Below are 3,336 nucleotides of genomic sequence, written 5' to 3'. Positions count from 1 at the left end.
GAGACGAAGGAACCCCACAACGACTCCTCACCTCACTCGCAGAAGCCTGGACCACCGGCATCCCCGTCGACTGGTCCCGCCTCACACCAACCACCAACACCACCGAACTCCCCACCTACGCCTTCCAACACCACCGCTACTGGCTCGACAGCACCTCCGCGAACACCGGTGCCCAGCCCGGCACCGACCAGGACGCCGCGTTCTGGGAGGCGGTCCAGCACACCGACCTGGACGGCTTCGCCGCCGAACTGGACATCGCGCCCGACGCACCGCTCGGCACCGTCCTGCCCGCCCTCGCTGACTGGCGGCAGCGCATGCGGACCACGGCAGCCGTGGACGCGTGGCGCTACCGGATCACCTGGAAGCGTCTGCCGGACGCGCCCGGTGCCCCGGCTCTCACCGGGCCCTGGCTGGCTGTCGTGCCCGAACGGCACCTGGACGATCCGTCCGTCACCGTGTCCTTGGACGCCATGGCGAAGGCGGGCGCCGAGGTGGTTCATGTGACGGTCGGTGACGCCGATGCGGACGTGGACCGGCTCACTGAGCGGCTGCGCGGCCTCGGCGCCGGGCTCGCCCAGGCACCGGCCGGGATCGTGTCGTTCCTCGGCCTGGACGAGGAACGCCACCCCGATCACCCGGCCATGCCGAGCGGTCTGGCGACCAGCCTCGCCCTGGTGCGCGCACTCGGGCGGGCCGGGATCGGCGCTCCGCTGTGGCTGATGACCCGGCAGACCGTCGCGGTCGCCGAGGACACCCGCCCGCACGCCCCGCTCGGCTCGCTCATCTGGGGCCTGGGCCAGGTCACGGCCCTCGAACACGCCGACCGATGGGGCGGGTTGATCGACCTGCCCGCCGTGTCCGACGCCCAGGTCGCGCGCATGCTGTGCGCCGCGCTCGCCGGGCACGGCGTCGAGGACCAGCTGGCCCTGCGTCCCTCGGGCACGTTCATCCGCCGGCTCGCCCACTCCTCGGGCGGGCAGCGGGCCGCCCGGCGCAACTGGCGCCCGCGGGGCACGGTGATCGTCACCGGCGGCACGGGTGCCCTGGGAGCCGTTCTCGCCCGGTGGCTGACCGCCGAGGGCGCCGAGCACCTGGTGCTCACCGGCCGCCGCGGAGCCGACGCGCCCGGTGCCGAGCAGTTGCGTGACGAACTCACCGCGGCCGGCGCCCGGGTCACCCTCGCGGCCTGCGATGTCGCCGACCACAAGGCGGTGGCAGCCCTCCTCGACGAGCTCGCCGCCGACGGGGAGACCGTACGCGCCGTACTGCACGCCGCGGGCGTCGCGGATCTGACCTCCCTGGAGGACACCGGACCGGAGGCGTTCGCCGCCGGAATCTCCGCCAAGGTCGACGGTGCGCTGCACCTCACGGAACTCCTCGACCACAGCGAGCTGGACGCGTTCGTCCTGTTCTCCTCCATCGCCGGTGTGTGGGGCAGCGGTGACCACGGCGCCTATGCCGCCGCCAACTCGTTCCTCAATGCGCTCGCCGAGCACAACCGGGCAGGCGGCATCCCCACGACGTCGATCGCCTGGGGCGTGTGGAACGCGTTCGGGGCCGAGGGCTCCGGCGGCATCTCCGAGGCCGTCGACCTCGACCAGCTGCACGGGCGGGGCCTGCCCCTCATCGAGCCCGAGCTGGGCCTCACCTCGCTGCAGCGGGCCCTGGACCGCGACGAGACCGTGCTCACCGTGGCGCCCGTCGCCTGGGAGCGGTTCTTCCCCCTCTTCAGCGCGGCCCGCCCGCGGCCGCTGTTCGAGGACCTGCCGCAGATCCGGGCACTGTCCGTGCCGACACCGGCGGCGGGCCTCCAGTCCGTGCAGCACGGCTCCGGCCTCGCCGACCTGCCGCTCGCCGACCGGGACAGCACCCTGCTGGCCCTGGTCCGCGGTGAAGCCGCCTCCGTACTCGGCTACGAGCGGCCCGACCAGCTCGATCCCGACCGCGCCCTGCGCGACGTCGGCTTCGACTCCCTCACCGGGATGGAGCTGCGCAACCGGCTGGCCACGGCCGCCGGTCTCACCCTGCCCGCCTCGCTGGTCTTCGACCACCCGACACCGCTCGCCATCGCCGCGTACCTCAAGACCGAGCTGTACCGGCCCGAGGCCGGTGACGACAGCACCGTCCTCACCGAACTGGACTCGCTGTCCCAGCGGCTGGCAGCCATCACCCCGGACACCAACACCCGGCTGGAGATCACCCTGCGGTTGCGCTCGCTGCTCACGCGGTGGAGCGAGCCGGACGGCGGCCGCGCATCAGGCGAAGCGGCCACGGCAGCCTCCGCCACGGCACTCGACTCGGCCAGCGTCGACGAGGTGCTGGCCTTCATCGACACCGAACTCGGCATCTGAGCAGATGCAGTCCGGCCCACCACGCACCACCGCACCACATACTCGCCGAGCGACTCACAGGGGTAGGAACTGATGGCGGATCACGACAAGCTGGTCGACTACCTGAAGCGCGTCACGGCTGATCTGCAGCAGACCAGGCAGCGGCTGCGCGAGTACGAGGAGCAGAGCAACGAGCCCGTCGCGATCGTCGGCATGGGCTGCCGCTACCCGGGCTCCGTCGACTCCGCCGATGAGCTGTGGCGGCTGGTGCACGGCGGCGTCGACGCCATTGGCGGTCTGCCCACCGACCGCGGCTGGGACGTGGAGGCCCTGTACGACCCGGAGGCGCTGACCCCCGGCACGACGTACGCCCGCGAGGGCGGCTTTCTGACCGGTGCCACCGAGTTCGACCCGGAGTTCTTCGGGATCTCGCCGCGCGAGGCCGTCGCCATGGACCCGCAGCAGCGCCTGGTCCTGGAGGTTGCCTGGGAGGCCCTGGAGCACGCCGCCATCGACCCCGCCACCCTGCGTGGCTCCGGCACCGGTGTGTTCGTCGGCTGCAACTACCAGGAGTACCGGGCCCGGCTGTCGGAGGTGCAGGAGGGCTTGGAGGGCCACCTCGTCACCGGCAGCGTCTCCAGCGTGGTCTCCGGCCGGGTCTCCTACGTGCTCGGGCTCGAAGGCCCGGCGCTCACCGTCGACACCGCCTGCTCCTCCTCCCTCGTGACGCTCCACCTGGCCTGCGAGTCGCTCCGTCGCAACGAGTGCACCATGGCCCTCGCGGGCGGTGTGGCCGTGATGAGCACCCCGCACACCATCACCGGCTTCTCCCGGCAACGCGGTGTCGCCGCCGACGGGCGGTGCAAGGCGTTCTCCGCGTCCGCCGACGGCATGGGCTTCGGCGAGGGAGTCGGCATGCTCGTCGTGGAGCGGCTGTCGGACGCGCGGCGCCTGGGTCACCGGGTACTGGCGGTGGTGCGGGGCAGCGCGGTCAACCAGGACGGTG

At 72.6% G+C, this 3,336-nt stretch carries 2 protein-coding genes; both read left to right on the top strand.

Annotation, left to right across the window (positions count from 1 at the left end; translation table 11 throughout):
* Nucleotides 1-2,351: SDR family NAD(P)-dependent oxidoreductase (locus tag ACFVW8_RS38830; protein ID WP_389698728.1), on the top strand; the 2,351-nt coding region annotated here is incomplete at its 5' end.
* A gap of 72 nt (nt 2,352-2,423) precedes the next feature.
* Nucleotides 2,424-3,336: beta-ketoacyl synthase N-terminal-like domain-containing protein (locus tag ACFVW8_RS38825; RefSeq protein ID WP_389698726.1), on the top strand; the 913-nt coding region annotated here is incomplete at its 3' end.

It is taken from the genome of Streptomyces sp. NPDC058221 (assembly GCF_042882365.1).
GTDB lineage: Bacteria > Actinomycetota > Actinomycetes > Streptomycetales > Streptomycetaceae > Streptomyces.
The sequence above is the reverse complement of the archived record's forward strand: the minus strand, read 5'-3'. Positions and strand labels throughout refer to the sequence as shown.